Raw genomic sequence first — 26,342 nt, 5'->3', positions numbered from 1 at the left:
ACAGTCTGTAAATTGGAACCCTATAGTACAACAAAGGAGGTCTAACAACATGATCGCACCAGCATTTCATCTCGAAGGACAAACAGCACTAGTCACAGGGGCAGGCAGAGGTATTGGAAAAGCGCTTGCTATCGGTCTAGCGGAATCAGGAAGCAATGTCGTGCTTGTATCGCGCACCATGAAGGAGATTGAAGAAACAGCCGCAACTATTGTTGAACAGACAGGACGTAAAGCTTTGGCGCTCTGCGCAGACGTCACTTCTAAGGAACAGCTGGCAGAGACGTTCCAGAAGGCGATTTCGGAGATGGGACGTATTCATGTTCTCGTAAACAATGCAGGTATGAACATTCGGACGCCAGCGCTGGAAGTAACGGAGGATCAGTGGGAAACGATCATGCAAACAAACCTTAAATCGGCTTTTTTCGCTTCACAATTGGCAGGGCAGCATATGAAGCAGTATGGGGAGGGTAAAATAATTAACATCTCCTCGGTAGGCGGACATACCGCATTGCGAACAGGTGTTGTATATGGTTCTACCAAAGCAGCCTTAATCCATATGACGAAGGTGCTGGCACTGGAGTGGGGTAAATACGGCATTCGCGTAAACTCGGTTGGACCGTGGTATTTCCGCACTCCACTGACCGAGAAGTTACTTGATGATCCGCAGTATTTGCAAGAAATTATTAGCCGCACACCGCTTGGACGTGTAGGAGAATTACAAGAAGTTGTTGGGCCTGTTGTTTTTCTTGCTTCGGAGGCAGCCGGATACATAACAGGTCAGACTTTATTGGTTGATGGTGGCATGTCTATCTACGGTTTCTAAAAGTTGCCGTGGCCTCATTTATGATTCTAGATAGAAGTTTAAGAAACTGTGCCGCCATGTGACTAAACGGGTAATAACATAAGGTACGATATGAAAAAGTATTGACGCGAAAACAGGTAGACATGTATATACGTTAGTAAGAACAGTACCAAAACCTATTTTATCTTATTTTTTGCCTTGTCTAAGCGACAAACCTGATTTGGAGGAGGATCATGATGGAACTTCGTAATTACGGAAATACCGGAATGAAAGTCAGTACACTTGGTTTTGGCGGCTCTGAGATACGGGATGCGTCCAAAGCAGACGTAGAAGTGTTACTGAATCGTGCTTTGGATGCTGGCTTGAATATGATTGATACTGCGGAATGTTATGGAGACAGTGAGGAGAAAATCGGTGATGTGCTGGGACACCGCCGGCAGGAGTATTTTTTGTTCACCAAATGTGGACATGCAGCGGGTGTGGATGGACCCGACTGGGATGCCAAAGTGCTGGCACAGACCATTGACCGTAGTCTCAAGCGCTTGAAAACAGACTATGTGGATGTCGTGCATCTGCACAGCTGTTCGGAAGAAGTACTTCGGCAGGGGGATGTAATCGAGGTATTGCAGCGTGCGAAAGAGGCTGGTAAAACTCGCTTTATCGGATATAGCGGTGATTCGACCGATGCACTATACGCCATTCGGACAGATGTATTCGACAGTCTGGAGACATCATTGAACATTGCCGATCAGGAAGCGATTGAACTGACTTTGCCTGAGGCGCGAAAAAGAAATATGGGAATCATCGCCAAAAGGCCCATTGCCAACGTAGCATGGATGTATGATACGGTGACAGAAGAGGATTATGCTTATCACTATTGGAAACGGTTAAATGAGCTGAAATATGATTTTTTAACCGAGGAAGCACAACGAGTGGTGGACATCGCATTGCGATTTACGCTGAGCACCGAAGGTGTGCATACCGCCATTGTAGGTACCGCCAAACCTGATCGCTGGCAGCAAAACGCCGATTTGGTAGCGAAGGGGGCGCTTGAGCAGGAGCTATATGATGCTATTCGTGCACGCTGGAAGGAAGTAGCAAGACCCGACTGGACAGGCCGTATATAATCTGAGTTAATATTAACAGATCACTTTAATTGTGTAATCCTAGGTTGTAAACGATTTAAATTACTGAAAAACTGCCTTTTCGGGCAGTTTTTTTGTGTTTAAGGAGAGTGGATGGAGAAGGAGCAGAAAAAATGACCTGTCCATTTCATATAATTATTTTATATTTTCAACATATGAAAAATTCACAATAGCAAATCATGAAAAGCATATATCACGTACTAAAAGTGACAATGATAGTAACGAGTGACAAGTGAAGATGATAGTGATGGACGTTTACATTCATAGAAAATGCTTTTTCGAAAAAGATAGAAAAAAGCCCCCGAAGGGGCTTTTGGTATTGGGCAGACTTATCCGAAATTCTTAAATTCAACAGCGTTTATTGACGCAAATCGCTGTTCAATGGCTGAACGAGCGTGACTGGAGTTGTTTTGGAAGCGCGGTTAGTCTTACCATACGTAAGCTTACGCCAGAACGATTCCATTGGCCCGATGTTGAAGCGTTTTAGCCACAACGAGGCAATAATGACGAGCACAACATACACAGCAATACTGAGCATAAGTGTATCAATAGGTTTTATAGAACTAGCCAAATCAAATCCATATGGAAGCAGAAGCACGGTTCCAATGATGGAATGAAGGAGGTAACAAGTCAGCGACATACGTCCAACTTTGGTAAATACCATTAATGCTTTTCGGAGTGCAGGAACATACAATAACAGCATCGCGAGGCTACTCATATAAAACATGCTTCCAGTTAAGTTTCCCTGTTGACCCAGAACCATGAAAAGCTCCATCCAAAATGTATTTTCAGCTGGAATAAGCGTATTCATCATGGAGCTGAACTGAGTGAGGATGAATGCAGCCAAGCTGATGAACCAGATTCGCTTCCAGATCGATTGCTTTGCTTCCATGGTCGTGAAGAAGTCCATCTTCACAAAATACATACCGATCAGGAACATCTGGAACATGGAATAAACTGTAGAAAATGAACTAGCTGCCATCACACCCATGTCTGCCCAGCGAGCTACAAATGACTCCAAATAGGTAAAGCTGGTATGACTGGATAATGTGAAATCAAAATAAGTGGGCATGTCTGAAGATGCAGTTTTCATCACCGCATTATAGAGCATCATAAATACGGAAGCTAGAAATTGGATCAATATAAGCGCGATAATCCAGCGCAATATCGTTTTAGGCGTGCGAGCATAAAACGCGAGTAGTAAAAATCCGGCTAAGGCGTAAAAAGTCAAAATGTCGCCAACCCATACAAAAGTAATGTGCAATAAGCCAACACAGAATAGAATCAATAACCTGCGGGCAAAAAGCTTTCGAGGATGTTCTACTCGTTGCACGGCTCTATCCATAAAAATCATGAAGCCCACACCAAAGAGAAAAGAAAATAACGTGATGAATTTTCCTTCGGCGAATGTGGAAACGAGGTTGTGGACTAGATCGCTTGAATCCATATGAAATCCCTTCACCGAGTCTACAATCAGAAAGTAATTCACAATAATAATACCAAGCATGGCGAATCCACGGACGATGTCCAGAAAATGAACACGTTCCTTCGGACGAAGTGGTTGCGCAAGGTTCTCTTTTTTTTCATTCATAACATTGCTCCTTTTCATCGTTATGTTTAACATCAAGTGAATCATGGTGTGTGCAAACGTTACTCTTACCTTGAATAACGATAAAGATAGATTCTTAACAGTTTCTGAAAGGGAGCTATATTTCATGGGAGTTGTGACGATTTTGTGACGCATGATTGCTTTCATAAATGGTTAAGATTTGTGATTTATCTTATTACGTAAGTGTTTCTTGTGGACGATATATATTGAGGCACCGTAAATAACATCAGGAATCATGAGGTGAGAAGGGTATGACCCATCGGATATTAGTTGTAGAGGACGATCAGGATATTGGTGATCTATTAGAAGAGTCCCTTCATCGGGCAAACTATGAAGTATTAATAGCGAGAGACGGGCAACGTGCGTTACAACTTGTGGATGACGGGCTGGATTTGATCATTTTGGATATCATGATGCCGGGGATTTCGGGGATTGAAACATGTAAGCAGATCAGAACGTATTCCAACGTTCCCATTCTGTTTCTAACGGCTAAATCGAGCACTCTGGACAAAACGGAAGGTCTTCTTGCAGGCGGGGATGATTACATGACAAAGCCATTTTCAGAAGAGGAGCTGCACGCCCGGGTCATTGCTCAGCTGCGAAGATATAAGATTTACAAGGAGAAAAAAGAGAGCGAAGATACGTTTCTTGTTGGAGGTAAACTAAAAGTCAATGAGCATTTTAATGATGTCTCCAAAGAAGGTCAGCAACTGAAGCTGTCTGATTTGGAGTATCGGATTCTGAAGCTCTTGATGAGCAAACGCAGTAAAATATTTTCTGCACAAAATATATACGAAAGCGTATGGGAACAGCCGTATTTTTATTGTTCAAACAACACGGTGATGGTACACATTCGCAAATTGCGAGCAAAGATCGAGGATGATCCGGCTCACCCGGTTTATATCCTTACCGAATGGGGGAGAGGATACCGTTTTGGCACACCGTAAATTTACGCTGACCAAAAAATTAGCCTTAATCATCTTGGTGGCTGCTACGGTAAGTGGTCTGATTTTTTTGACGATGCAGAAGGTAAGTAGTGGGCTGATTGACAGGTATCTTAACTCTGATGCGTACTATGAAAGTGAATCGTCCAAATCCATTGCAAAGTTTAGCAAATATGTTGAGGCGAATAATCTATCTTCAATGGATCGCAAGGCATTTGGGGAATGGGTGAAAAAAGAGAATTATATCATGCTCACCATCTACAAAGACCAGTTACTGCAATATGATTCGAATTACTCCGCGGAAGATGAGTCTGGATATGGGATAGAGCAGGAAACGCTGTATGCTCAGAAACACTCATTTTCGGTCATGTTCAGAGATGGAGAGGGAAGAGTAACGGTAGACGGGTTTTTCTCATCCCGATATTACGATATCGCCTTTACCTTGGAACTACTCAGCGCCACGATGATTTTTCTGTTGATTGTACTGCTGGGCATTCGTCGAAGCCTCGCTTATCTGAGAAAGATTCATGAAGAGATTCACATTCTTGAAGGTGGAGAACTGGAGTATGAGATGACGATTCGGGGCCACGATGAAATAGCGATGATCGCTGAGAGTATCGAGGAACTTCGTAAAGCCTTTCTGGATAAATTGGATGCGATTGAAGCGTTACAAGCGGAGAGCCGCAGTCTTGTCACTGAAATGTCGCACGATATGCGGACCCCGCTGACCTCCTTAATCATGTATTTGGAGTTTGCCAAGAAAGAACGCGGAGACCAAGCGACGGAACATAGCCATTACATCACGGATGCCTACGGAAAAGCCATTCAACTTAAAAAGTTGTCCGATAATTTGTTTGATTATTTCCTTTTGGATAAAGAGCAAGAGGCTGACCTTGAGAGCATAGCTGTGCAGGAGGCTATTTATGATCTGATATCTGATCAGGTTGCCATTCTGCGGCAGGAGCAATTCAAAGTCCGCATTATTGGTGAACTGCCGCAAGTCTATATCACGGTAAATTTGGAGGAACTCGGGCGGGTCTTTGATAATATTTTGTCTAATCTGTTGAAGTATGCAGAACCCAAAGATGAAATCTGCATTAGATTCAACTCTAGCCTGGAGAAGTTTGAGATTCAACTGGCCAATACGATCAAAATTGCCGAGGTTTCTCCAGAAAGTACAGGGCTGGGAGAGAGAATCATAAGCCGGATGATGAGCCGCATGCAAGGGCAATTTCTCAGGAACCAGGATGGGACACATTATAGTGTTGTATTGAGGTTTAGGAAATCCAAGATCTAACCGTAGTATTAAAATGAATTTAATAAAACACAAGGGGTTTAACTACATCTGTGGAGGAATCAGAATGAACCCGATAGAGAAACCTATGAAAGGTGCCTTATTGGCAACCCAATCTACTTTCACCTCACTTATGGCCGCTTATCAATCGATGGTATGGAGATTGGCTTCGCGCTATTTCCGCGACCCACAGGATCGAGATGATGTCGTGCAAGAGACATTCCTGCGGGTATACACGCATATCGAACAAATGAACAGCCAAAAGAATGTCGTAAATTGGATTTATACCATTGGGAGAAATGTATGCTTGGACGTTCTGCGCAAGAAAAAGAGACAGAGTCTTGCCACAACTTCTTTATATGTAGAGGATTCAAATAAATCTCCGGATGCCACATCTGAGCTAATGTCCCATGAACCTGGTCCTGAAGAAAGGCTGATTCAGAACGAGACTTCTTCCGAGCGCAAACGTCGGATCAATGATGCATTTTATCAGATTCCAGGCAAATGGAGGCATTACTTTTATCAGCGGTACTACTTGGAGATGACCGTCAAAGATATCAGTGTATTGAATGATATACCTGAAAATACGGCCAAAACGTATCTCTTTCGAGGAAGAAAACATATGAAGCAACAGTTAGTTGACATCATGTATTGAAATAGGAGATATGACAAATGAAAGATTTAATTACTAAATTCAAAAAAACACCACACATTTTACAAGCGCTTTTGAATATCTGCCTGTTCTTTCTGGCCTTAGCTTTAAGCGCACTTCTCATCAGTGAGACATGGTATATCGTACAAATTGTGTATCAGTCTTTTGTAACTCGTCAGGATAGCTATTATGAAATGTTAGCAGAGCTGCTCGTTTTCTTCTTGTACTTTGAATTTATCGCTTTAATTGTGAAGTACTTCAAGTCTAATTTTCATTTCCCTCTTCGTTACTTTATTTATATCGGAATTACAGCGGTAATCCGATTAATTATCATTGACCATGATCAAGCGATGTCGACGTTCTGGTGGTCTATGGCCATCTTGGTTATGGTTGCTGCTCTGTTTATCGCAAATCGACGCAAAGTCGATCAAGATCACTAAACAAATTGGATGCAGGAGATCACGATGATGAAAAAAGTAATAATTGATGGGAAAGCGATAAGAAGTGTAGAGGATCTGCACGCTATACTTCAGACCGAATTTTCGCTGCAACCAGCTTATTTCGAAAATATGGATACCCTCTGGGAAGGCTTAGTATGGCATGTTCCTGTACCGGTTGAATTGGAATGGATTCATTTTAGTGAGAGCAGAGCTGCAATTGGGCCTTACGCTGATCAAATGATGAATTTACTGTACGAGGTTGATGAGCAACTGGAGGAATTGTTTAGATTTACAGTTAAATTATAAAATTTCAATATATGAAAAATTCACAATAGAGAGACCCAATGTGCTCTACTGCTACATCGCTATTTATCAAACAATCGCACTCCAGTCAACTACTAGCAATGTATAAACGGACCTTCACATTCTGAGGCGAATGTCAATAGAAAAAGCTGCTCCTTTCTCAATCAAAGGGCAGCTTTTTCAATCATGCTGTACGCAAGGTGTGCAGCGATTCGGATGATCGGATGGTAGGCAACACAATTTACAGGAGCTTATACTTCAAAAATAACTTGCCACAGTGCGCTGACAAACTTATATAAAAAGTAGAACGCAAAGCCAATCAGAAGAACTCCAGCAAGGCTCGAAACGAGCTGCACCATCTTGGCACTCATCATTTTGCGTGTGATGGATACAATGGTGAGCAGACCAAGATCATGTAGCATAATGCCGCATAATATTCCAATAGCCGCAATAATAAAACTGAGTTTGCCTGCCGATTGATAGGAGTCTGATAAGACAACACCAAAGACAGAAACCCAAAACATCAGATTCCCCGGGGAGATCGCAACCAGTAAACCATTACGATAAGTCCGCCAAAAGGAGGGTTTAGTTGGAGACACCTTTCCATCTGTAGTCATGAGGTTGACATCTGAATTACGGATGGATTCGTATCCCAAATAAGCTAAAAATCCTGCACCTGCCAACCATAGCGGAATCTGAACGAATGGAACAGATAACAGCGTAGCAAATCCAAAATACATAGAAATGATTAAAGCCATATCGAGTGTCATGCCACCTAGACCAACCGCCCAGCCATGAAGGAATCCATTTCGCAGTCCCTGCTTGGTCATCTCTACCGTGATTGCGCCTACGGGCATGGCAATAGCAAGTCCAATCAGGATAAACTTTACATAAATCTCCATAATCATTTCCTTTCTGAGAAGATGGGCTGCTGGAAAAAAAGCTTGTCCACTTAAAAAAGATGCTTGCTCTAGCAGTCTATGTATCTCTTCATATGGAATGGGAATAAAAAAAGAAACGCTCTCCTCAGGACCTCGGCTCGTATACAGCTTATTCGAAGGAGAGCTTGTTTAGAATGCGATTGATGTTATTCTTTTGCTTGTGGTTGTTGCAACAAAGAGTGCAGAAAAGGGCATTTGGATGGGGCAGTGTCATCATCTCGTAGAAAATACTGTTTATACTCCAGGTTTCCTTCTGCTCCGTATTGCTTCAATTCAGGATGTGCGGGAATCGTGTCATAGGCAGCAAGCCTGGCTCGAATTCTCGGCCCGATGGCTGCGGCCCGCTGTGGCTGCTCATTCCATAAATCAAGTACCCAGCGAGGCGTCATAGCCAGCATGAGATAAGGAAAATGGCGACTTTGTCTTGAGATGTGAGCTGGTGTACCGCAATAAACGAAATACCGTTCCTCGTTATAACAGTACTCCCATAATGGATTCTCGGGGTCTTCCGGGATATCTGCTGGCCATGATTCGGTATCGAGAGCTCGCATCTCACTTAACAGGTTCCAGAAGGATTGTTCGTAAGTGAGCACATCTTTGGATTCCTTTTCTTTTTCAAAAAAAATGACCAGTGATGAATAATCTCCGAAGGAACGTGAAGAAGCTCCATATTCCGTTACAATTTTTGATAATTGCTCCGCAAGAGAAAGACGTGTGGACTGGAAGACAAATCCATATCGGAGATGGCCCAGTGCGTATGCCTGGGTCGCAGGAATGCAGGGAAACCTGGCCTCCCGGTCACTCATCTTGGCGGAGAACAAACGATAAGCATCCCTTTGCCAAAGAGCCAGTGGGAGCTCACCATTTTCCATATCAGTAGAAGAAAACAGTAGCGACATCAGTAAGCCTCCTTTTACTTATAGGATATCGTCTGCAAGCAAAATGGTGACTGTCCATTTATGAAAGTAAACATTGGGTAGACTGTTCAGTGAAATGCGTATCAACGATGCAGTTATGTTCCAAGCAGTAACTATAGAGAGAAAGCAACTAGCTGAAACGCAAACAAGGAGCTCATAATTGAGCTCCTTGTTATTTGCAATTTACTGTTAAAATTTCAATCTATTGGCGGTGCTGGTTGGAGAAATTGCCGAATGACTGACCTTGGCCTTGGATTGTCGTGTTAGGCGTATTATACGGTTGATCGATATAGGATACATGCTGTGAAGAAGTATTTGCAAGCTGTTGAGCAAGGTTCGAAATCTGTTGCAATTGTTGAATGGCTGTCTGATGTCCTTGCAGTGCCGTTTGAATAATATGCGCTGCTTGTTGCTCGCGCTGGGCTAGTTGTTCCAATTGTTGAGCATTGTTTTGCTCTTGTCTCAGCAATTGTTGATATTGCATGGAAGCTTGTTGTGTTTGTTGCGTCAGTTGTTGGGCGAGTTGCGTAATCTGTTGCGATTGTGAAAATTGGTTCATGATGGTGCCTCCTATTTGTTTGAATTTACCTGTGTATTATGCTGAGAGGCTAGAAGAAATATTCAAGGAGATGTTTTGCTCTAATTGGGGAAGACTACCTGTTGCAACGATTATCAAGAGGGAAAGGAATGACGAAATGAGTCAGGTTTCAAGCAAATCATCAGAAGAAAAGAAATTGAAATGGTGGCAACTCAGTTTACTGGGCGTTGCGGGGACCATAGGAACGGGTTACTTTCTCGGCTCAAGTCTAGCTATTACCATCGGGGGACCCGCTGTAGTAATTGCTTATGCACTTGCTGCGTTAGGTACATACGTTGTTTTTGATGCTTTGGCACGCATGACTTCGGACCATCCGGAACAAGGATCATTTCGTTCTTATGCGAAGAAGGCGTTTGGCACATGGGCAGGTTTTGCGAGTGGATGGGTCTATTGGTTTTCGGAGCTTCTCATTATGGGGAGCCAGTTGACCGCACTTTCTATCTTTTCGCGTTTCTGGTTTCCCAGCGTGCCACTCTGGATCTTTGCCGCGGGGTATGGAATCGTCGGTTTATGTATTGTGTTTTTTGGAAACAAGGGATTCGACCGGGTTGAAAATGTACTCGCAGTCATTAAAATAGCGGCTATAATCATGTTTCTTGTTCTGGCGATCGCCTTGCTTGCTGGCTGGATTGGAGGCACCAAATATGCACATAAGGTACCCATGGACATGGCTTCCATTTTCCCGAAAGGGGCATTAGGATTATGGTCTGCATTTCTGTTTGCGTTCTATGCGTATGGAGGTATTGAAGTGCTCGGCATTATGTCGTATCGATTGGAAAAACCGGAGGATGCTCCGAAGGCGGGTAAAGTCATGCTTATTTCGCTGTCTTTGGTCTATGTTATATCCATTGGACTGGCGTTAACGATGGTACCACTGTCTGCATTTAATCCAAAGGAGAGTCCATTTGTACTTTCTCTCAGCAGTGATCACCTCGCTTTTGTACCGCATTTATTTAACGGCGTCCTGATTGTGGCCGGTTTCTCTACGATGACCGCATCGCTCTATGCGGTGACGTCCATGATGATTACACTGGCACAGGAGGGGGATGCGCCAAAGGTGTTCTCAAAGAAATGGAAGAAGAAATATCCCCTGTTAGCCTTGTGTCTGATTGGATGTGGTTTGATGGGTACCATTATTATGTCGTTGCTGCTTCCCGGCAAAGTCTACGAATATGTAACTACCGCCGCTGGGTTAATGCTGATGTATAACTGGCTGTTTATCTTGCTTTCCTCAGGTCGGTTGCTGAAATCCCGCACCATAGATGTCATAAAACGCTGGACTGGGTTGGTGCTGATCAGTATGGCGATAACAGGAACTCTTTTTCATGGCCTAAGCCGGCCCGGTTTCTTTATTAGTTTGTTGCTGATTTCTCTGATTGCTTTAAGTGATATCATCGTGCAGCGTAAGCGCAAGAAAACATCATCCGCTGCAAATACGGAGCAAGGCGAGCAGAAGGAGAAGGCTGACGAGAACAATCCGTTGAAGGGAGCCGTCTTCCATATTACAGGTATTCGTAAGCAAAGGAACAGAATCAAGTGAAGAACAGGAAATTCTAAAGCTAAACAGGTGGTTACTTCTGAATCTAAGTTGTCTATGGTTTCATCATAAAACATGATCTCTGAGAATTGGGGTCGTGTTTTGCTGTCTTATTATTATATTTCAAGTAGTATAATCATTACGAGATTCGTAGAATAATGTCTCGGATCTTCAGAAAGACAGGTCAACTTCATCCCAGAAAAGTTATGGAGGGAAACAATGAAGAACAAAGGTGTCTGTATGCATGTGTGCCTTTCGAGAAAAATGATTTCTTTAAAATCTCGAACATTCCTTCGCAACGGGCGTACCGAGTTCCTTATAACGTCGTACGAATAAAAAGAGGCCGAAAAGAAGAAGTTATTCTTCATTTCGGCCTCTTTGGTGTTGTGTGTTTAGTTGTGTGTTTGATTGTCTTTAAATGTCTTCGTTTAAAACGTCAGAATTTATTCGCCATCCGGTCTTTTCACTTGCAGCGGTGGGGGAATAAGCCATCCTTTTTCTTTGCTCAAACGAAGAATTCGTACACCAAGTGCCGTTTTGGTAACGTGGTATTTCGCAAACAATGCACCAATATCCTCACGGATGGATTGACCGATAGTCTGACTCGCGGCGATTAATCCAAGAGCAGTATCAGCTGCAATTTTGGCACCTATCTCTGGATCAGTAAACCTTGCACCAGGAGGAATATCCTCTAATGTCACAATGGGTCTCTCAGGAAGAGTCGGAGCGGGCGAGATACCGTTCTCTGTTAGTAAGGCGTCACATTCTTTGATCTCCAGTTTGGCCTGATCCAGCAAGTCTTCTAGAATTTTCCTCAAATCCTTGTCTCCTGCGTGATTCATATAAGCCTGATAACAAGAGACAGCTCCTTTGGCTACCATGGAGCACTCCCATACACTATAAATTTCACCATAATGCATCGGCTCGTTTTTGGGATTACCGCTTAAAATGCCCATCCATGATCCCTCCAAAAATAGTTTTTTTACTACGTTAGGGTTCACATGAAGGAAATATTTTATCCGGTTGAAAAATAGTGCTAAGTTAAAATTTACATCACTTTTATTATGTAAACTAATAAATTGTTGTCGGAAAGATGGTTACATAGACAACTGTAATTATCATCCAAAATGATGTTATGAACTTATTAGAGAATCATTCAAATTTATCCAAATTCACACTCTTGATGTCATTTCTGCACCATTAAAAAAAGCCAGACAGTTATGTTCTGCTGGCTTCTTTCCCTAATTATAAATGTTTAAGCTTTTGTCGAGGTTGGAAACATGGGATTGGCTTCCATGCCAACCCACAACTCCGTTGATTCGAGCTGACCGGCCAGATGTAATAACCAATCTTCACGGCCTTTGGTTGCCATAACCTGGACGCCCATTGGTAAACCTTCTGCAGTCAAATGCAGAGGAAGACTAATGGCTGGCTGACCTGTCAGATTCGCAAGTTGTGTGAACGGGGTGTACGTTAGGCTCGGCTTGAACATCTCATAAATCAGCTCTTGTTGCGCTGTTTTATCCAAATCACTGATAGTCATCAGATGTTGAATCTGCTCCGCATGTGGCGTCAGCTCTCCGACCCGTGGTGCGGGAAAAGCATTGACAGGTGTGATGTAAAAATCATACCTTTCAAACAACCTAGACATCTGCGCAGCCGCCACGTCCCATTCGGCCAAACTGTGCACAAATTCTGCAGCGGATACTTTTTTGCCGGCTTCAGTCAGTACCCATGACTCAATCTCCATATCATCTGCGGTGAGTGAACGACCCAAGCCGTGTTCCATGGATGAAATCATGGCAGCCATCTCGCCGCTGTTCATCATATAATAGTTTTCCATCAGGCGTACGCCATTGACTGGGCTTAACTTTTCCTCGACATGATGACCCTGAGCTTCCAGAAAGCGGACTAGTTTCATCACCGCCTCTTCGGCCTCTTCACTGACAGGTGTGCCCACAGGTGAATCCGTCGTATAGGCGATACGCCACTTGCGTTGGTGAGGATAGTTCATATCAGCCAAGTAACTTCCGGGGAATAAAGGTGTATGGAATGCGGCCTCCGGTTGGATAATCTGGAGAGTATCCAGCAGTGCAGCACTGTCTCTGACGGAGCGAGATACTGCAAAATCGATCGAGGCTCCTTGCCATTGTCTTCCCACACCTGGACCAACGGGAGTGCGTCCGCGTGTTGGTTTCAGTCCGAACAAACCGCTGAAGGAAGCGGGAATTCGAATGGAACCACCGCCATCGCTTGCACCGGCAAGCGGTACGATGCCTGATGCTACAGCGGCAGCGGCACCGCCGCTTGAGCCGCCTGGTGAATGATTCACATTCCACGGATTGCGCGTTGGCCCGTGTAGACGTGGCTCGGTTATATTTTTTAGCCCGAATTCTGGTGTATTCGTATGTCCAATCACAATAAAGCCTGCTTCGAGCAGACGAGTTACGAAATTGGAGTTGCGAAGAGCACGATGCTCGCTAAATAGTCGTGAGCCAGAGGTAAGAAATTCACCTTCCAAGGATTGAGAAATATCTTTGAGCAGCAACGGCACACCTGCAAATGGCTGTTCTCCAGGACGAACATTGGTGGCTTCCTGCCTGGCACGAGTTTCATATGTACGAATAACGGCATTAAGTTGTGGGTTCACTTCTTCCAGACGTGCAAAAGCAGCTTCGAGCAATTCAACCGGGGATACTTCCCGGGAGCGAATCAGTTCCGCGAGTCCTATAGCGTCATAGGAGGTATATGAGAATGAAGACATTAGTAATCGTTCCTCTCTGAAAATAGTTCCTGCTTGATATCTTGTTCCAAGTTCCATAAGCCATCGTACCACCTAGGCAGACAAAAGACAAAATAACAAGCCATCATGATAGAAGAAAAGTAACAGAAGAAAAAGCACTGCTCACCTCGAAAGGTGAAACAGTGCTTTATTTGCTTGCATATATGAAAATGAGTTACTCCGTGCGAAGTTTAGGTGCAGCTTCAGCAATCGGTGTAGAACGTTCCTGTTGTTTGGAGATTGCAAACAGGGCGATCCAGATCAGGATAAATCCAAGCAATTGCTCCCAGGTTATCAGCGTACGGAAAGCAATCCAGTTTACAAGCACGCCGGCCATCGGGAAACTGAGTTCGGCGAGGGTTGCAACAGAAGCTTTGGTGGAAGACAATCCTTTGTAGTACAAGAGTAAACTCAGCAAACCTGGTAAAAGCGCCTGACCAAGAATATTCAAAATAACAGCAGCCTGTGCCCCTGTTCCAGTCGGCAGTGTCCAAGGTGCACCTTCATTCCAGGTCATGAAGATCAGGAGTGGAAGGGCAACGACAAAACGAAGGGAGGTCACCGTTTCATATCGAGCCTGCCCCAGCATCAGCCGACCCATGACTGTTGAACCGCCCCACAAAGCTGCGGCACCAAGAGACAGGAGGCTGCCTGCATGAATCCAATTATTCCAGTTGCCGAGCGGCAGTGAGAAGCCGAACGTAAGCAGGTACGTTCCAGCGAGTGCAATGATGAACAATCCGCCGAAGTGACGCGGGAGTGTTTCTTTTAATAACAATTTCGCAAGTACAATCGCGAAAAGTGGCTGCATTTTTTGCAACAACAATACCGTGTTGGGATCGTTATGGGTAAGGGCCAAAGTGAATAATACCGTTGCCAGGGCAGATCCGCCCCATGAGATAAAGATGACAGCAAGCCAGTGACGTGCACGCAATTGTTTCAGATCATCACGAAATTTCCATAATACGGGTATGGCAAAAAGGCTGACGATGATGTGTTCGATTAGAACAATCTGTGTAGAAGTCATCGTTTTTAGCAAAAGGATGCGGAATAAGGGGTCCACGCCCCAGAGGGCTGCGCCTAGCACAACCAGCCAAAATCCGGTGTTGCTTCGTTCCTTGCGATACATTGTTGATGCAGTTGATGTGTTTTCCATATTCAGGACTCCTTCGTCAGAACACGGAATCTTCAGTTGGCAAAATCGACAAAATCCCCCGTCCTTGGCGTACGCCAAATAAACGGGGGATCATTCAAAGACAAGACGTCAGGGAAAAAGACTTCCCAAATACGGCTTGCCGTTGTGTTGATCTTCTCTCATCCGGACTGTACCGTCGGCCTTGGAATTTCACCAAGTCAGTCGCTGCCAGGTAGTCATCATTGACAGCGAGTCGCGGGCTGGTTCTATAAGAACATCACCGCCGGTTGGGAATTGCACCCTACCCCGAAGATCCTATTCAATTAATTAGTGTATTGAACAAGTTGTAACCTTATGAAGTTCATCTTATTCCTGTAAACGCTATCAGTTCAAGTGTTTTTTTAGAAAACAATACTCCAGCATCCCTGTTGCCTCCGCAACTGCACAATCTGACCTGCATGATAAGCATCGTGCAGAACCCAGCGGGCAAGCGTCTGAGCCCAGTTTTGTTCGGAATCCATATAAGCTTCCTCAAGTTTCGCTTCCTGTAATGTAGCAAGGGTATCGCGCAACTGCTCAGCCAGTTTAGTGGTTTGTTCCATAAGCTTGCTCCAGCCAGCTTCATTCAAAGGATCACCGGAAATACCAAATGTAGCTACGTTTGAATCAGCAGCGGGTACAGACGGTGCTTTTCCCTGAAGACGTTCCAAAATCCGTTGGTTGTAATAAAACATATGATTGGCCAGTTGCCATATGCTCAGTCCACCTGAAGTCGGAACCCAGGCAGCCTGTTCGGCGTTCAGTCCCTCAAGAGCTTTTGACAATGGGACGATCCAGTTACATTGATCCCAGGTATCTTCATTCTGAATAACCAATACATCTAGTGCTGTGGTGACTGTTTTCATTTTTTGAATTTCATTCCTCTCTTGTCAGACTCATCTCGTTCTTGCTTCATCATGATGGTAACTAGCTAATATGGGTTGAAATGGTTACAATTAATATAACACAATTTTAATGAATGTAACCATCTTTATCTAATTTAGATTGTTACATTAAACGGGGGTTCTTATGGATAGATTATGGACTGATTTTGTAAACAGTGATTATCATGATTGGCGTGGTGGGGATCGATCAGAAGACAGGCTGGGAAACGCAAGCTGGCAGCAAGACTTTTTAAATCGGTGGCAATTAGAAGCGCCAGTACCGGCTTCGATTGAAGAGGAATCCACAATGAGAAGTTTTAGAGATGATTTACAGTCTCTGGCTATTCGATTGTCTATCGGAACGCCCTTCACTGAGAAGGATCAAGCTTGGTTGAACGATTTTATGCGGGCGGGGGAAGTCATCAGACGATTAGTATTACAGGAACAAGGATTGGAAGTTGCACTGGTTCCCATCCATGCACATTGGGTTCAGGTGATGGCGGAGGTTGCCGCTGATTTTGCCATGACACTCGTAGAGGGCGAAGGAAAGAGAATTCGATCCTGTGACAATCCGGACTGCCGCTGGATCTTCTATGATGATACCCGGAGCAGAACACAGAAATATTGCGATGATAAGATGTGCGGCAATCTAATGAAGGTTAGGCGTTTTCGAGCTAAACGTAAACTGAACTCTAATGGGGAAAAGAGTGAAACATAATAATCAAGTTCACCAACGAAGTCCAACCTTTATAATCCGTGAATCTTCATATGGTCGAAGGAAGCACTTCCAGAATTTGATAAATATCGACAATTGATATATAATGTATATATACTAGCAAAAATATAGTCATAAATCTTATGTAAGAACAAGCAATGCGGATCAGATCATTTTACAAACCATTACGATTGGAGAGGTGTCTCATGAGGACAGGTTATCTTTTGAAGAACGGTTGTGTATTATCGATGGATGCTCGTATTGGTCAGTATAACCGGGCAGACGTACTTATTCAGGATTCTTTGATCGCAGCTATTCAGCCCAATATCGAGGTATCCGATGCAGATATTGAGGTCATCGATGCTTCAGGTATGATTATTATGCCTGGGCTGGTGGACACACATCGGCATATGTGGGAATCGCTTGTCAAAACAGCCGGAACAAACTGGTCGCTCCCCGTCTATCTGCAAAATTTGTACTATGGAGCTATGGGAAGCAAGCTTCGTCCCCAGGACAGCTATATCGCCAATCTGCTGGGATCTCTGGAAGCGCTTAATGCAGGCGTCACCACGGTACTGGATTGGAGTATGCCATATTCGGCTGAACATACGGATGAGTTGATTCGAGGACTCGGGGATGCAGGAATTCGTGCTGTTTTTGCCCATGGTGTACCAGGGGAAACGGCGTATTGGAATCGAGACAGCAAGTTATCGTATCCCGAAAATGTTAGAGGTGTTAAAGAGCGATATTTCTCTTCGAATGATCAATTACTCACTTATGGACTTGCTATTCGAGGACCAGAGTTTAGCCATTGGGATGCAACGGTGCAGGACATCCAGCTTGCAGAAGAATTGGACGCGATTTGTTCGATGCATGTCGGGTTCGGCAGCTGGGGATCAGTAGATCGTTCAATCAGTCGAATGTATGAAGCAGGACTACTCAGCCCGCGCATTAATGTTGTTCATGGCAATACGATGGGCATGGATGAATTCAAAATGCTCGCGGACAGCGGAGCCTCGTTGTCGGTCACACCTGAAGTCGAGATGATGATGGGACATGGTTACCCGGCTACAGGATACTTTTTGGAGCATGGGGGTACGCCAACACTTGGCGTAGATGTCGTGACTTCGACGGGTGGAGATATGTTTTCACAGATGAAATTTGCGTTGCAAGCTGAGCGTTCCAGAACGAATGAGTACCTTTTGCAACAGGGTGAGATGCCGGGTGAACTCAGTTTGCAGGCAAGCCAGGTGCTGCGATTCGCAACCTCCGCGGGTGCAAGGGCTTTAGGACTGGAGCATAAAACAGGTTCGCTTACACCGGGAAAAGAAGCGGATGTGATCATGATTCGCACGACGGACTTGAACCTTTTCCCTGTGCATGATCCGATTGGTGCTGTTGTGCAGTTTGCGAATCCGTCTAATGTCGATACGGTCTTTGTTGCGGGAAAACCTGTGAAGCGAGAGGGTAAGCTGTTGCATGTCGATCTGGATGAAATTCGGCGCAAAGCCACGCAGAGTAAGGAATATTTGCTGATGCAATATCGGATGTCCGATGCGAATCGGGTTGTTTTCTCATAATAGAGCTGTCTATAAAATAAATAAAGCAAAAGGGCCGTTCATCCACAATACGGCTCTTTTCTAATCCGTTTTTCGTAGGTTGTTTTCACATTATATTGGGGTTGAAGTAAGCTATGTTGACAAATAGAACGCTTTCTACTAAGATAGCCATATAAGTTAATAATGAATTTAATCAGGATTGTTACTGATCAGCAGGCAAGACCGATTGATAATGCAAACATGAAGAATTGTATTTTTTCATGTCTGCATAATTAATGGTCTTTTTTTGTTGCTAAATTCTGTTAACGTTTCATTTTAAAAGGAGATTCCGATGAAGATCACACGAATTATTAACAATAATGTCGTCTGTGCAGTCAATGAACGGCGCCAGGAGATGATGCTTTTAGGCAGTGGCATTGGTTTTCAGAAGAAAAAGGGAGACGATGTGGACACAGTCAAGATTGAAAAAGAATTTTTTCTGAAATCCAAAAATGTTACAGGTAAATTATATGCCCTGCTGGCACAAATCCCGATGGAGTATATTCGTGTATCCGATAGTATCATTCAGTACGCCAAGCAGTCCTTAAACAAGGAACTTAATGAAAATATATATCTAACGTTAACGGACCATATTAATTTTGCAGTGGCACGTTATAAGCAAGGTATGAATTTCAATAATGCTTTATTGTCAGAGATTAAAGCGTTTTATTCCAATGAATTTCGCGTGGCTATGAAAGCCCGGGATATGATTAATGAGGAATTTAACATTACACTGCCTGAAGATGAGGCGGGGTTCATTGCGCTTCATATTGTCAATGCAGAACTGGGATCTGAAATGGAAGAAACCATGAAGATTACACAGTTCATTCATAAAGTCTTGAATATTATTCGATATCAGTTTAATATTCATTTTAATGAAAGCTCACTCCATTATTCCAGACTTGTTACTCATTTGAAATTTTTCGCCTATCGCTTGTTTAATAATACGGTTTTGAAAAGCGGTGATAGTGATTTTCTCCATATCATTAAAGAAAAGTATACAAATGAATATCAATGCAGTATCCGAATTGCACAGCTGATTCGGGTCGATTATGGAAAAGAATTAACAGAAGATGAATTGGTATATTTAACGGTTCATATCAAAAGGGTCATTGATGAAGAGAAGGATTGATCCATCAGTCCACTATAATGAATATACTAGGATTGTTACTGGTGAGGCAGGCAAGACCTAGAGTTCCATCGTGTATAGAGCATATCTATATTCGATAGAATTCTAGGTCTTTTTTTATACCTAAAAAAGTTTGAGGGGGAGCAGTACATGAAACATGAAAGCACAGCCGCCGAGATTTTAAAACTGGTCGGTGGAGAAAAAAACGTAGATAGTGTAACACACTGTGCTACAAGATTGAGATTCAATCTGAAAGATGAAAAGGTTGCGAACAATGAAGCATTAAAAAATGTACAAGGTGTTGTGGGTGTTGCCAGCAGTGGCGGGCAGTATCAGGTCATTATTGGTAACGAGGTAAACAATGTGTATAAAGCTTTGACGAAGCTGGGGAACTTTGCAACGAACAATGATGCTCCTACTGTGAAAAAAGGAAAACTGACTACGCTTCTGGACACGATCTCCGGAATCTTTACACCAATCCTGCCAGCCATGATTGGTTGTGCGATGATCAAAGCCGTTCTTCTTATTTTGAAAACATTTGATCTCGTTGATCTGGATGGACAATTCAATACAATTATGACCTTTATCGGTGATGCGGCGTATTACTTCTTGCCGATGCTGCTTGCCTGGAGTGCGGCTGTTAAGCTTAAAGCTAACGTGGGCTTTGCATTAACCATTGCTGGTGTTCTGTTGCATCCTGCATTAGGGGCGTTGATGTCTGCAGGTAAGCCTGTTAAGTTTTTAGGACTGCCTGTCACTCCGGCGACGTACACTTCGTCGGTTATTCCGATAATTTTAGCTGTATGGATCTTATCGTATGTTGAACGCTTTGCGGAGAAGTATTCTCCATCGGTTATTAAATCCATTCTTAAACCGTTGATTGTTATTCTTATTATGGCTCCACTAACACTGATTGTACTGGGTCCAATCGGTGCCATCGCGGGTAACTACCTTGCGTCAGCCGTTTCTTTTGTTAATACGCATGCAGGATGGTTAGTATCGGGTATTATCGGCGGGGCATTCCCGTTCTTGATTATGACGGGTATGCATTATAGTTTGGGGCCTGTTGTGCTTACGGCTTATGCACAGACGAAAACGGATAGCATTGTTGGTCCGGGTATGCTTGTACACAATATTTCTCAAGGTGCCGCTGCACTTGCAGTTGCTCTCAGAACTAAAAATAAAGCATTTAAACAAGTTGCATATTCTACGAGCATCACTGCCTTGCTCGGAATTACCGAGCCTGCCTTGTTTGGTGTAAATCTACGTTTGAAAAAACCACTGATCGCAGTAATCGTTGGTGGCGCTGTAGCGGGTATATATGTCGGATTGTTCGGTGTAGCTCGATCGGCTCTAGGTATTGCAGGTATAGCTACCCTGCCGGCGTTTATCACGGATCATCCATGGAATTTGGTTCATGCCGCAATTGGTTGTGTGATTGCATTTGTAGTTACATTCATCATGACTCTGATCTTGGGATTTGAAGATGTACCTGAGGATGGAAAGAATCAAGTAACACAAGAAAAAACGTCTACGAACGATCGTACAGCTGTTGCTGGTGTTTCTGAACATGTCCTCACTGCTCCGTTGACTGGTAAAGTTCTAGAGTTATCCATGATTAAGGACGAAGCTTTTGCAACTGGTGCTATGGGAAAAGGGATCGCTATTGAACCTACGGTTGGAAAACTCGTTGCGCCAGCGAGCGGTGTGGTATCTGCGGTTTTCCCTACGTCCCATGCCATCGGTATTAGTTCGAATGATGGTGCGGAGCTTCTTATTCATATCGGAATGAATACCGTAAAGCTGAAAGGTGAGCATTTCAAGGTTCACGTCAAAGAAGGCGATACTGTAAAAGCTGGAGATTTGCTCATTGAGTTTGATACAGATGCGATTGCGTCGAAAGGCTTTGACCTGACTACCCCAATTATCGTTACGAACTCCCATGATTTTGTAGATGTGATCAACACGGACAAGACATCGATTACGATTGGAGAAAAACTGATCAAAATTATTTAAAGGTAATTTAAGGAGGAATGGTTCATGAATAACAACAATGGTTTCCCTGAATCTTTTATGTGGGGTGGTGCGACAGCGGCGAATCAATATGAAGGTGCCTGGAACCTTGATGGTAAAAAGGCAAGCACAGCCGATATGATGACAGGCGGAACCCACACGGTTCCCCGTCGCATTACGATAACGACTGAAGAGGGGGTTCATTACCCTTCACATGAAGCGATAGATTTTTACCATCATTACAAGGAAGATATCCGTTTGTTTGCAGAGATGGGTTTCCGTTGTTACAGAATGTCCATTGCATGGTCCAGAATTTTCCCTAACGGAGACGATGTGACCCCAAATGAAGCAGGGCTTCAATTTTACGACAAGGTGTTCAATGAATTGAAAAAGTATAACATTGAACCGATCGTTACAATTTCCCATTATGAAGCACCGTTTGCTTTAACTAAGAGATTCAACGCTTGGGCTTCCAGGGAAATGATCGATTGTTACGTGAGGTATTGCGACGCAATCTTTAATCGTTACAAAGATGTGGTAAAGTATTGGATCACCTTTAACGAGATTAATAGCCTGATTGTTCCAGCAGGTGCCTACTTGGCAGGAGGACTTCTGGTTGATAAAAATGGCGGTGTATTTAACAACACATCAGTAGACAGCACGCAGATGAGATTTCAAGCATTGCACCATCAATTCGTGGCGAGTGCCAAAGCTGTCAAACTTGCGTATGAGATCAATCCAGACTTCAAACTCGGTTGTATGATCAATTACAGTCATGGCTACGGAAGTACATGTAAACCGGAAGATATGTTACAAGCGCTAAGAATGGATCAAATCAACAATATGATGAGCAGTGATGTACAAGTTAGAGGAGAATATCCTGACTTTGCCAAGAGATATTTTACAGAGAAACATATTCACATTCAAATGGCAGATGACGATGAAGAAGTGCTAAAACAAGGTTGTGTTGATTTCTATAGCTTTAGCTACTATAAATCTCACGTGGTCGGTACGCGTCCAGAGGGTGATGAAACCCAAGGTAATGTCTTTGGTGGATACAAAAATCCATATCTGAAAGCGACGGACTGGGGCTGGCAGATTGATCCGGTTGGACTCCGGTATGTTTTGAACCACGTCTATGATCGGTATCGCATCCCGATGATGGTTGTAGAGAATGGTTTGGGTGCAGTTGATGTCGTTGAAGAGGATGGCACTATTAACGATACGTACCGAATTGAGTTTTTGCGTGCTCACATTGAACAAATGAGAGAAGCTGTCCGTGACGGCGTTAACCTGATCGGTTATACAGCCTGGGGTTGCATTGATATTGTGAGTGCTTCCACGGGTGAAATGGCCAAGCGCTATGGTTTCATTTACGTAGATAAGGATAACGAGGGCAAAGGAACACTGAAAAGAAGTAAAAAGAACAGTTTCTACTGGTATAAAAAAGTAATTGAATCCAACGGGGAAGATCTGGGTTAGGATTAAAAGTTTCGTAGTGAAATACCCGTTAGTATGATCATTGGTTAGAGAATTGAATATATCCCGTATTGTTCGAAATGAAAGTAGCCGCTAAACTCTTAGCGGCTACTTTCATTTCGAACAATACGGGCACAATCCGAATTAGATAGTAAGAGCAGGAAGCAGTAGGAAGGAAGACAGAAGGCAGATCATCAGACGAATTAGGGGAAGAAATGACAGCGAAAAAAGACGAAAAAGAAGTTCATTCACATAAATTCATTTAACAACGATAAAAGTTAGATTTAGATCTATAAAAAGTCTTCAAAAAACTGCGTATAATATAAATTATACGCAGTTTTTATTTAAATCCATTTTCATATTGGAGCATAGGCAGCATAGCGTGATATTTTTCGTGCATAAAGGTCAAAATAAGCCATCTTCAAAAATAAATTTAATCATTCAACGCGATAACGTGTAGAATTCGATAGGTTTTTATAGGTGATGGATAAGATAGAACAAATGAGTTTTTCGTAGAACAGATGAGAAATGTTATTTCTTCGTAGTTACGCGGCAACACATTCGAGATTCACCATGAAAGGAACATGCGTATGAGCAGAAATGAAAGAATGAGTGTGTTATTTCGCAAAAAACCGATTGCCAGCCAAACGAATGAAAGCGGTGCGTTAAAGAGAGCACTCAGTGCCTTCGACTTAACAACGCTTGGCGTAGGAGCGATCATTGGTACAGGCATATTTGTACTGACAGGTGTCGCAGCTGCCAAGTATGCAGGCCCGGGTCTGGTATTATCCTTTTTACTGGCAGGCATCATCTGTGCGTTTGCTGCCCTTTGTTACTCTGAATTTGCTTCCACCATCCCGGCATCGGGAAGTGCTTATACGTACAGCTACACCGCATTTGGTGAAGTGATCGCGTGGATTCTGGGTTGGGATCTCATTCTGGAATATGGCTTTGCGAGTGCGGCTGTAGCCAGCGGTTGGTCGGGGTACTTCCAGACCTTATTATCCGGGTTCGGATTAGAGTTGCCTCATGCGTTAACGAGTGCATTGAATCCGGAAAAAGGCACGTATTTTGACATTACAGCGGCTCTGATTACATTAATCATTACGTTCCTGCTTACCCGAGGAGTGAAGGAAGCGGCCAGAGCGAATGGAATCATGGTAGCGATTAAAATTATCGTGGTACTTATTTTCATCGGTGTGGGTGTGTTTTACGTGCAGCCAGCGAACTGGCATCCTTTCTTACCGTTTGGCTTCTCGGGTGTAACGGCGGGTGCAGCTACAGTGTTTTTTGCTTATATTGGATTTGATGCCGTGTCAACTGCAGCGGAAGAGGTAAAACGCCCCCAGCGGGATCTGCCGATTGGTATTATTGCATCCCTCGCCGTTTGTACTGTTCTATATATTGTAGTATCTCTGATTCTCACGGGCATTGTGCCATTCAACATGTTAAATGTTAGTGATCCGGTTGCGTTTGCTTTTGAATTTGTTCAATTAAACGGCTTGTCATGGATTGTATCCCTCGGAGCCATTACGGGAATTACAACGGTATTGCTCGTCATGATGTATGGTCAGACCCGTCTGCTCTATTCCATGTCGCGTGATGGACTATTATCTCCCGTTTTCTCCAAGGTAAGTGGCAAAAGTCAGACTCCGGCCGTGGGTAGCTGGCTCGCAGGTATCATTGTTGCACTGTTCTCCGGCTTCATTTCTCTTGGCCATCTGGCCGAACTTACGAACATCGGTACGTTGTTTGCATTTGCTGTAGTGAGTATCGGGATTATCGTATTGCGTAAAAATAACCCTGATCTCAAACGAGGTTTCCGTGTTCCGCTGGTGCCGCTGATCCCGATTCTGAGTGCTCTCGGCTGTTTCTATTTAATGACTCGTCTCGCAGCGCTAACATGGATTACTTTTTTTGGCTGGCTAATTATCGGATTAATTATTTATTTTGCCTATGGTCGTCATCATAGTCATCTGAATCCGCTTCGGCGGAAGTGAATCAAAAAAATAAGCTTTGAATCTTTCCCTGTTCCCCATTCGCCAAGCGAAGGAACAGGGATTTTTCTGTGCCGCAATATAGGGGTAGCTGGTTAAAATGAGATGTTTAAAACTAAAGATTAAAAGAAGTTTGCAGAGTTAAATTTGTCACTCACATGGGTAAAGGTTAAAGGAAACATGTTGGATGTAACAGCAGGTCGGGGTTGCGGCTGAACCAAATATGAAATATATTTGGGGGTGTGATCTGCAATCAGAACCGAAGAGAGGGGTTAACTTATGAAAGAACCATTACATAACCATTTTAATGAACACTCGTCGAATTTTGGGTTTGCACTTGCGGATTCAAACGTTCTCGCCGAGGCGAAGCTGATCATATCACAAGTGAATGAAACAGAAGATCTGCAGTTGGACATCGATCCGCAGCGACATCTGGAGGATGGTCGCAAAGTATCCGTCATCGCCCAGCTATTGCAGACACCTGTGCACCGTGAGGATGCTAATGTTCTGTATGGAGCCGAAATATCATATGTACAATATGCGGTTCGTCTAACTGAGAACAGCAAGATTTCAATCGCTTCGATTCAAGGCATAAGTTATCCGATTGAACTTGATCTCGCACCTTATAAAGAGGGGGAATATGAGGTTCGCGTTGCTTTGCACCGAAAAACACCCCGAATCGCAGAAGGTCCGTTAGAACCGGAACAGCTAGCGATGGTGAAATACGCACAAGTGAATACTGTACATATCACGTTGTTCCCGGCAGTTGCCTCAATACTCGATTCACCATCTGCAGCATGGACTCGGAATCATCATGTGTTCGACTCCTATGGCCGAAGAGGATTCATTCTGGCGGATCTGGATCGTCTCGCGAAGCGAGTCGAGGAACTTTTTGGGCCAGGTAATCATAATTTAATTGAACATTTCACGGAAGGTCGCCTGGATGTATTGCTCGAAGAAGGGCTGATGATGGTTGTATGGGGCATCACCCCGTGGTGTTACTCCCTGTATTCCCCACCAAGCGATCAAGCTGCTTATGCATTACCATGGGACAAGCTTGGGGATGAACCAGAGCGGCAAGCGATATATCCGATTGATACAAATGTGCAGCAGTTAAGTATCATTCCAGCGAATGAGCTGGCTTTGTGGGCTGATTGTATACGAAAAGATTGGCCTGTCATTGATATTTCAGGTGAAGGCGAGACACTTCATCTGGATCTGTATGTTCAAGTGGCGGAATCAGTCAATGAGCTTCATGAAAATCCGATCCCGTCGTTTGTGCTCACACGTCGTGAGGGGAAACCGGAGATGATTTTGCTGATGGCTGATGTCGTGATCGTCGAAGAGCTTGATTTTCCACTAAGTTAAGCATCTGCGTTCTGCAATAGT

23 protein-coding genes and 1 riboswitch are annotated in these 26,342 nt (G+C 43.7%); of the genes, 15 read left to right on the top strand and 8 right to left on the bottom strand.

Features of this window, described 5'->3' with window-relative positions; genetic code table 11:
- Nucleotides 1-49: 49 nt before the first annotated feature.
- Nucleotides 50-823: an SDR family NAD(P)-dependent oxidoreductase gene (locus EC604_RS19110; RefSeq protein WP_123065688.1), complete on the top strand. Its 774-nt coding sequence runs from the start codon at nucleotides 50-52 to the stop codon at nucleotides 821-823.
- Nucleotides 824-1,038: 215 nt separating this feature from the next.
- On the top strand, nucleotides 1,039-1,929 hold the full coding sequence (locus EC604_RS19105; protein WP_123065687.1) for an aldo/keto reductase: 891 nt from the start codon (nucleotides 1,039-1,041) through the stop codon (nucleotides 1,927-1,929).
- Nucleotides 1,930-2,305: 376 nt separating this feature from the next.
- Here EC604_RS19105 and EC604_RS19100 read toward each other — a convergent pair whose 3' ends face one another.
- The gene (locus EC604_RS19100; protein ID WP_123065686.1) at nucleotides 2,306-3,538 is read right to left on the bottom strand and encodes a DUF418 domain-containing protein; all 1,233 of its coding nucleotides are present in this window, start codon (nucleotides 3,536-3,538) and stop codon (nucleotides 2,306-2,308) included.
- Between the two features lie 269 nt (nucleotides 3,539-3,807).
- Between EC604_RS19100 and EC604_RS19095 the strand changes: the two genes are divergently transcribed.
- From EC604_RS19095 to EC604_RS19075, 5 genes are all read left to right on the top strand, one after another.
- Nucleotides 3,808-4,503, top strand: coding sequence for a response regulator transcription factor (locus tag EC604_RS19095; RefSeq protein WP_123065685.1), 696 nt, complete (start codon nucleotides 3,808-3,810; stop codon nucleotides 4,501-4,503).
- Nucleotides 4,490-5,797 carry a HAMP domain-containing sensor histidine kinase gene (locus EC604_RS19090; RefSeq protein ID WP_123065684.1) on the top strand — a complete coding sequence of 436 codons (1,308 nt, stop codon included), beginning with the start codon at nucleotides 4,490-4,492 and terminating at the stop codon, nucleotides 5,795-5,797. Before EC604_RS19095 ends, EC604_RS19090 begins: the two co-directional genes overlap by 14 nt.
- A 64-nt stretch (nucleotides 5,798-5,861) precedes the next feature.
- The gene (locus EC604_RS19085) at nucleotides 5,862-6,449 is read left to right on the top strand and encodes an RNA polymerase sigma factor (RefSeq protein ID WP_161556985.1); all 588 of its coding nucleotides are present in this window, start codon (nucleotides 5,862-5,864) and stop codon (nucleotides 6,447-6,449) included.
- Nucleotides 6,450-6,466: 17 nt separating this feature from the next.
- Nucleotides 6,467-6,886: a phosphate-starvation-inducible protein PsiE gene (gene psiE, locus EC604_RS19080; protein WP_123065682.1), complete on the top strand. Its 420-nt coding sequence runs from the start codon at nucleotides 6,467-6,469 to the stop codon at nucleotides 6,884-6,886.
- Between the two features lie 27 nt (nucleotides 6,887-6,913).
- Entirely contained in the window at nucleotides 6,914-7,192 is a 279-nt protein-coding gene (locus tag EC604_RS19075; protein WP_161556984.1) for a barstar family protein, read from the top strand.
- Between the two features lie 248 nt (nucleotides 7,193-7,440).
- On the opposite strand, the gene EC604_RS19070 is transcribed toward EC604_RS19075, so the two are convergent.
- From EC604_RS19070 to EC604_RS19060, 3 genes are all read right to left on the bottom strand, one after another.
- A complete protein-coding gene (locus tag EC604_RS19070) occupies nucleotides 7,441-8,091 on the bottom strand; it encodes a LysE family transporter (protein ID WP_123065680.1) in 651 nt (216 codons plus the stop codon).
- A gap of 185 nt (nucleotides 8,092-8,276) precedes the next feature.
- Nucleotides 8,277-9,029: a YqcI/YcgG family protein gene (locus EC604_RS19065; RefSeq protein WP_123065679.1), complete on the bottom strand. Its 753-nt coding sequence runs from the start codon at nucleotides 9,027-9,029 to the stop codon at nucleotides 8,277-8,279.
- 220 nt (nucleotides 9,030-9,249) lie between these two features.
- On the bottom strand, nucleotides 9,250-9,606 hold the full coding sequence (locus EC604_RS19060) for an AMP-dependent synthetase and ligase (protein ID WP_123065678.1): 357 nt from the start codon (nucleotides 9,604-9,606) through the stop codon (nucleotides 9,250-9,252).
- Between the two features lie 136 nt (nucleotides 9,607-9,742).
- On the opposite strand from EC604_RS19060, the gene EC604_RS19055 reads away from it, so the two are divergent.
- Entirely contained in the window at nucleotides 9,743-11,185 is a 1,443-nt protein-coding gene (locus tag EC604_RS19055) for an amino acid permease (protein WP_123065677.1), read from the top strand.
- Nucleotides 11,186-11,625: 440 nt separating this feature from the next.
- Here the strand turns inward: EC604_RS19055 and EC604_RS19050 are convergent, their stop codons facing one another.
- From EC604_RS19050 to EC604_RS19035, 4 genes are all read right to left on the bottom strand, one after another.
- A complete protein-coding gene (locus tag EC604_RS19050) occupies nucleotides 11,626-12,138 on the bottom strand; it encodes a DUF3231 family protein (RefSeq protein WP_123065676.1) in 513 nt (170 codons plus the stop codon).
- A gap of 299 nt (nucleotides 12,139-12,437) precedes the next feature.
- A complete protein-coding gene (locus EC604_RS19045) occupies nucleotides 12,438-13,946 on the bottom strand; it encodes an amidase (protein ID WP_123065819.1) in 1,509 nt (502 codons plus the stop codon).
- 193 nt (nucleotides 13,947-14,139) lie between these two features.
- Complete coding sequence (locus tag EC604_RS19040) at nucleotides 14,140-15,120, bottom strand: DMT family transporter (RefSeq protein WP_123065675.1); 981 nt, start codon at nucleotides 15,118-15,120, stop codon at nucleotides 14,140-14,142.
- Nucleotides 15,121-15,266: 146 nt separating this feature from the next.
- Nucleotides 15,267-15,417: riboswitch (FMN riboswitch) on the bottom strand.
- 83 nt (nucleotides 15,418-15,500) lie between these two features.
- On the bottom strand, nucleotides 15,501-16,004 hold the full coding sequence (locus EC604_RS19035; protein ID WP_123065674.1) for a DinB family protein: 504 nt from the start codon (nucleotides 16,002-16,004) through the stop codon (nucleotides 15,501-15,503).
- A gap of 163 nt (nucleotides 16,005-16,167) precedes the next feature.
- On the opposite strand from EC604_RS19035, the gene EC604_RS19030 reads away from it, so the two are divergent.
- From EC604_RS19030 to EC604_RS19000, 7 genes are all read left to right on the top strand, one after another.
- Nucleotides 16,168-16,740: a CGNR zinc finger domain-containing protein gene (locus EC604_RS19030; RefSeq protein WP_123065673.1), complete on the top strand. Its 573-nt coding sequence runs from the start codon at nucleotides 16,168-16,170 to the stop codon at nucleotides 16,738-16,740.
- Between the two features lie 203 nt (nucleotides 16,741-16,943).
- Complete coding sequence (locus tag EC604_RS19025) at nucleotides 16,944-18,317, top strand: amidohydrolase family protein (protein ID WP_123065672.1); 1,374 nt, start codon at nucleotides 16,944-16,946, stop codon at nucleotides 18,315-18,317.
- Nucleotides 18,318-18,627: 310 nt separating this feature from the next.
- On the top strand, nucleotides 18,628-19,467 hold the full coding sequence (gene licT, locus EC604_RS19020) for a BglG family transcription antiterminator LicT (RefSeq protein ID WP_123065671.1): 840 nt from the start codon (nucleotides 18,628-18,630) through the stop codon (nucleotides 19,465-19,467).
- A 147-nt stretch (nucleotides 19,468-19,614) separates the two neighbouring features.
- Entirely contained in the window at nucleotides 19,615-21,480 is a 1,866-nt protein-coding gene (locus tag EC604_RS19015) for a beta-glucoside-specific PTS transporter subunit IIABC (RefSeq protein WP_123065670.1), read from the top strand.
- Between the two features lie 24 nt (nucleotides 21,481-21,504).
- The gene (locus EC604_RS19010) at nucleotides 21,505-22,959 is read left to right on the top strand and encodes a glycoside hydrolase family 1 protein (RefSeq protein WP_123065669.1); all 1,455 of its coding nucleotides are present in this window, start codon (nucleotides 21,505-21,507) and stop codon (nucleotides 22,957-22,959) included.
- A 605-nt stretch (nucleotides 22,960-23,564) separates the two neighbouring features.
- Nucleotides 23,565-24,956, top strand: coding sequence for an amino acid permease (locus EC604_RS19005; RefSeq protein WP_123065668.1), 1,392 nt, complete (start codon nucleotides 23,565-23,567; stop codon nucleotides 24,954-24,956).
- A 276-nt stretch (nucleotides 24,957-25,232) separates the two neighbouring features.
- Nucleotides 25,233-26,321, top strand: a complete 1,089-nt coding sequence (locus tag EC604_RS19000; protein ID WP_123065667.1) for a hypothetical protein — start codon at nucleotides 25,233-25,235, stop codon at nucleotides 26,319-26,321.
- Nucleotides 26,322-26,342: the final 21 nt, after the last annotated feature.

It is taken from the genome of Paenibacillus amylolyticus, assembly GCF_003719335.1.
In the GTDB taxonomy this organism is placed as follows: Bacteria; Bacillota; Bacilli; order Paenibacillales; family Paenibacillaceae; genus Paenibacillus; species Paenibacillus amylolyticus_D.
Note: the sequence above shows the minus strand (reverse complement) of the source record. Positions and strands in the feature narration are given on the sequence as shown.